The organism is Streptomyces sp. JW3, from assembly GCF_052216785.1.
Taxonomy (GTDB): Bacteria; Actinomycetota; Actinomycetes; order Streptomycetales; family Streptomycetaceae; genus Streptomyces.
This window is the reverse complement of record NZ_JBQOUX010000201.1, coordinates 1-4,986: the sequence shown is the minus strand read 5'-3', so window position 1 is coordinate 4,986 and position 4,986 is coordinate 1. Positions and strand designations below refer to the sequence as shown.

At 68.6% G+C, this 4,986-nt stretch carries 4 protein-coding genes and 1 pseudogene; all 5 read right to left on the bottom strand.

The window, feature by feature from the left end:
• Window positions 1–336: pseudogene (locus tag ACTT8P_RS37825) on the bottom strand (MFS transporter); the annotation flags it as partial.
• 93 nt (window positions 337–429) lie between these two features.
• Entirely contained in the window at window positions 430–1,233 is an 804-nt protein-coding gene (locus ACTT8P_RS37820; protein ID WP_442836325.1) for a protein kinase, read from the bottom strand.
• Between the two features lie 7 nt (window positions 1,234–1,240).
• A complete protein-coding gene (locus tag ACTT8P_RS37815; RefSeq protein WP_442836324.1) occupies window positions 1,241–2,161 on the bottom strand; it encodes a radical SAM protein in 921 nt (306 codons plus the stop codon).
• 168 nt (window positions 2,162–2,329) lie between these two features.
• Window positions 2,330–2,464: a hypothetical protein gene (locus tag ACTT8P_RS37810; RefSeq protein WP_442836323.1), complete on the bottom strand. Its 135-nt coding sequence runs from the start codon at window positions 2,462–2,464 to the stop codon at window positions 2,330–2,332.
• Window positions 2,465–2,826: 362 nt separating this feature from the next.
• Window positions 2,827–4,056 (bottom strand): helix-turn-helix domain-containing protein, encoded by a 1,230-nt coding sequence (locus tag ACTT8P_RS37805; RefSeq protein ID WP_442836322.1) that lies wholly within the window; start codon window positions 4,054–4,056, stop codon window positions 2,827–2,829.
• Between the last annotated feature and the right edge of the window lie 930 nt (window positions 4,057–4,986).

Genomic DNA, 4,986 nt, shown 5'->3' with positions numbered 1-4,986 from the left:
CGCCCCCGCGACGAGCAGGCCGAGGACGGCCAGCGCGGCACCGGCCAGCGCCGGAGACGTGACGCCGAGGCCCGCCGCCAGGGCGAGGCCGCCGATCCAGGCGCCGCCCGCGTTGGCCAGGTTGAAGGCGGCCTGGTTCGCGGAGGAGGCCAGGGACGGAGCCGCCGACGCCTTCTCCATGACCATCAGCTGGAGCGGGGAACTGGTGACGAAGGCCGTGGCGCCGAGGAGCAGCAGCGCCGCCATCGCGGCCACACCGATCGCGCTGACGCCGAGGAAGGTCGCCCGCCAGCCGAAGAAGGCCATCGGGTGGCGTCCGCGTGTCCCCTGGTCAGCGGCCAGGGACGAGCCTGGCTCGCCAACGTGGGAGAAGGGCTGGCTGCGGCAGCGCCCGAATCAAGGCGCCTCAGATGTCCGGGCCTTGTGGCGCTACTCCGTGTTGACTCCTCTGTGACGGGTCCACTCCTGGCACGCGTCGACCATGACCTTCAGCCAGGCCGCGTCGGGCTTGCGGTCGACAGAGGCCCGGTACATCCGCAGGTTGGCGGCAGCGAAAGCATCGACCGCCTGCGGAGCCGCCTCGCGCCACGAGGGCAGTCGGTCCGCCCACTCCTCGGCATCGCCCGGGGTGTGCTCGGCCGCAATGAGCTGGATGACCAGGAGGGCAGGGTCGATGAATCCCGCACCCCGGGTCGGCCACGCCCAATCGACGGCCCATACCCGCCGCTTCCCCACAAGGAAGTTGCTCGGATTGATGTCCGTGTAGAGGAGCGAGTCGCCCCGGAACAGCTCGGCCTCTGAGCTGTCCGCCGTGAACCGGTCCCATCGCGTCTCGGCCCAGTCCTGGGCGACCGGCGGGAGGGACAGACGACCGATCTCGCCGATCGCGTCGACCACCAGGGCAAGGTCAGGCGATCCAGGCGTGAAGTCGGCCGACCGGCCGTTGACCACGTCGAAACCCAGGACCAACCACTCTGCGGCCGCCACATCCCACAGCAGCGGCGGGGAGATGTGCCCGAGGTATCTGTTGATCAGCCTCTCCCTGATGAGGGACTCCCGCCGGCCGCCCGGCCGGTTGCGCATCGCCTTGACGAAGAACGGTCCTCTGGCGCAGTCGACCACGGCCGTCAGGTCCGAGCTGAAGCCGCGCTCGGTCCGGCGGATCGCGGCCACGGAGCCCGTGTGCTCCTGAATCAAGGGGAGGATCGCGGATTCGGGAAGATCGGTGTCCATGTTCCGTTCAGTTCCTCGGGGTGCACTCACTTCCGGGTGTCCCCGGAGAGCACTCGTCGTCGGTGTCGGGGGTACAGGATCGGGAGTCTTCGTTGTCCGGCCCGCAGGGGCTGTCCGGGCCACAGCTGAGGGAGCCGCCAACGGTGCGCCCTGCTCGAATGGTCGCGTTGGCCTGGGCGATCTCGGGGCCGCTGAGGATAGCGCCCAGGGATGCGACCTGAACGTTTCCCACGCTCAGCCACGTGGAGAACACGCACGGGGAGACCGAGCCGTTCGGGCCGACGGACGCGCGCCCGTCCCCGCACCGCCCGCAGAGTCCGTCCGTGCACGGCTCCTGCCCGTTCGCCCCGCGCCCGAAGGGCCGGACGTGATCGATGCGCACGTTTTGCACGCCCAGGGCCGCCAGCGCCTGTTTCGTCTCCTCTGCGGTGTCGGAGGGATCGGAGACGATCACAGACACCCGGATCGGGATGTTCTCCGTCACCGCCTTCACGATGTTCGCACGGGTGCGGGCGTGGCTGTTCCGCCCGGTGATCGCGTTGTGGGCGTCCTCCTGGCCGTAGTACGACGTGGCCAGACTGACGTTCTCCCGCCGGAGCAGGCTCCACCAGCTCTCGTCCAGGCGGACCATGTTGCTGTACACCTCGACCGCCAGGCCGAGCTTCAACGCGAACTCGATCAGGGTAGGCGCGTCGGGGTGCATGGTGACCTCACCCCCGGTGAACTGCACCCGAGGGACGCCGGCTGCGGCGGCTTCGTCGAGCACGCGCGTCCAATCCGCGGTGGTCATCGAACCGTGCGTTCCGTTAGGGCCGGACTCGTTGTAGCAGTGGCCGCAGGCGAGCTGACACTTCCGGGTGAGGTCCAGCCACACTAGACCGGGCGCGCCGGCACCCTTGGTGATCGGCGCCTCTGCAACGACAGTCATTCACTTTCCTCTCGTTTCGGTGTACACGACGCGAGGTGTTGCGTATTGCGCGAGCGGAGTTCAGGCAGGGCACCGAGTCCGTAGGTGATCGCCTCGCAGCGGAACGCGACGGGGATCACCGGGGAGCACGGGCGGAAGCCGGTGGAGCGATCATCAGCACGTCCACGCTCACTGCCTGCGTTCCTGCGCGGCTCGCCTCGCGTCCAGGAGCCGTTCGAGCTGGATGTGGTACAGCTCGACCTGCACGGGGGTGAGGATGAGCATCGCCTCGCAGGAGCCGCCGTCCTCGTAGTGGACAGTCACCGCAAGAGCGGCTTGCTGCGCTCGGTGGTCATATACGGCATCGCGCCGCATGGGCGTGACGTGCGTGGCCGGGACGGGTACCGACCGCAGGGTTGCTCCGTCGGATCTGGCACGCCAGTCCGCGCCCCCGCCGGGTGGGCGCAGCTGGTAGGACGCCGAGTCGTCGCCCGGCAAGGCGACTACGACCCCGATCTGTCCCCCCTTGGCGAAATCAAGGGCGAGGTCGCCAAGGCGGGGACGGAATGGGGCCCCCGCAACCAAATCCGTTCCCTGCACAGGGAGTTGATTTAAGGTCTGTTCGGCCATGCCCCGAAGCTAGGCGGGTGCGCGGAGCCCAATATGAATCGCGGGAATACGCCCCCCTACCCGTCGAGGTGGAAGCGGTCCGACATGCGACGAAGCTTCTCACGAGTGCTCGCCCGCTCGGCGTACACGATGCTGCGCAGGGTTGACCGGGCGATGGGATGGTTCCGGACGAGCTGAGGGGCGATCACCTCAGCTTTCTCCAGTTCCTTCAACGCTTTGTCGCGGTTCCCGTCCCACAGCCACGCACGTGCCAGATCCATGTGGTGGTGTCCCTGGCGGGAGTTGGGAAGAGACTCGATCAGTTCCTTGCCCGTGCGCCGGTTTATCGACAGGGCTTCGCGCTGCTCATGCATCTCGAGGGCGACGCTGATCGCGTGGATCTGCACGTTGCCCGGCGAGAAAGTCAGGCTGTGCCGATCGTAGATCGGGGTGCCGAGGGTCTCCGTCATCCGCTTCGCCGCGCTCCGCGCGTGCTTGATCCGATCATTGGCTTCGGCCTTACGACCGCCCCGTGCGGCCGAGACGGCCGCGCGCAGTTGCAGTGACCCCCACGCCCGAACGGCCAGCGGTTCACCCCGGTCGTAGTCCTGCTGCACGCTGCGGATCGCCTTGTCCGACAGGGCGATGGAGTCGTCCCAGTCTGCTGTGGCCCACATGTCCCAGACGCGCATCCAGTCAGCGACGGCAGGCATCACCGGGTCGCCCGAGAGCCGTGCGGACCACGCGGCCCGCTCACATGACATGGCGATCAGCTCCGGATGGCCAAGGGCGTGCGCGGCGGTGTGAGCGAACTTGCAGCACACGGCGTAGATCGCGTACGCCTCTTCCCGTTCGTGACCTGTGGCGGCTTCGGCCAAAGCACGCGCTTCGCGGAACAGGTCGGGCAGCACCTGGATGATCGCCACGTTCGCGGCAGCGTCTCGAAGACGGTGCAGACGCGTGGTCTCCTGCCACAACTGACCGGCTGGCCGGGGAGTCCCGTCGAAGACGGGAGCGAGGTCGTAGCGGCGAAGCTCTCGCATGACCGCTGCGGCAGAGGCCTGCCACTGATTCTCGGCCGGAGAACTGTTGTACGGCCGCCCGATCAGGTCGTTCGGGTGTACGTGCAGCTCCGAGGCGATCAGGTTGAGCAGGCCGACACAGTCCAGCTCAATGTGTCCGCGTTCCATCTTGGACACCCAGCCCTGTGTCTTGCTCAGGGCTGCGGCGAGGTCAGCTTGAGCCATGCCGAGACGGAGCCGTGCACGGCGTACGCGACGGCCGATCTCTTCGGCTTCTTCCAACATCAGCGCGCCCCCCTGGGGGTAAAGCGCCAGTGGTCCAGCGGGCGGCTAGGCATCGTGCTCCATCCGTCGGGGCTTCTACGACGAAGGTACCGAGGGCGCGTATCGGGTGTGGAGTGCTGCAAGCCCAAGAAGCGTCCAGCATGGCAACCGACGGTGTCGAAGCAGCTCCAGCTTGTCTGAGCACGGCGCATGCGGCACTGGCATCAGGGGCTTGTGCCGCCGCGCGGGGAGAAGGAGTGCCGGCATGCCTGGCCCGGCGGCGCCCTCCCGCACGGGTACGGGACATCCACCGTTGCCGCCCGAGGACGACATCCCTGCCGTCGAGGTGCTGCTCCGGCTCCTCCACGAGCCTTCGGGGTCCCGTGCCGCCAGGCTCCCAGCGGTACGTTCTACGAGCTGCCGCTGATGCTGCGCGCGACGGACGAGTCCGATCCCTCCCGTCACTGACGGCGGCCGCACCGACCAAGTCGGGCAGTGAAACGACGCAAACCTCAGCGCGCGATCCGCCGAGGTGCGCAACGACGCGACCGGGCTGTCGGCCGACACCGAGATAGGCCCCGCTCAGCCGGTGATGACCTGCTGGGCCAGCAGCAACGCCGGTGAGCCCGTCGACCAGGCGGGCGAGGTGTTCGTTCGCTTACGCGAGTGCGGCGGCCTGGGACTGCCAGGAGTCGCAGATTTCCCAGCATGGTCCGCCTCTGGCGGTCGGCCAGGGCGGCACCCACGCCGTCGAGGCGCTGTTCCGGCTCCTCGACCAGTGCCCACGCCGACGCCGGACGGGAGACCGCACGGGCAGGGCGATCGACGCAGCCCTCAGCGCCGTACCGCCTCCGCCCGCTCCGGAACGTGTCCGGCGACCACGCGCCCGGCACCCGGTGCCACCGTCCGGCGGTCCACCGCCCACGCCGCCCCCGCGACGAGCAGGCCGAG

Coding starts and splice junctions, on each gene's coding strand:
- ACTT8P_RS37805 (WP_442836322.1), bottom strand. CDS start 4,056: ATGTTGGAAGAAGCCGAAGAGATCGGCCGTCGCGTACGCCGTGCACGG.
- ACTT8P_RS37820 (WP_442836325.1), bottom strand. CDS start 1,233: ATGGACACCGATCTTCCCGAATCCGCGATCCTCCCCTTGATTCAGGAG.
- ACTT8P_RS37815 (WP_442836324.1), bottom strand. CDS start 2,161: ATGACTGTCGTTGCAGAGGCGCCGATCACCAAGGGTGCCGGCGCGCCC.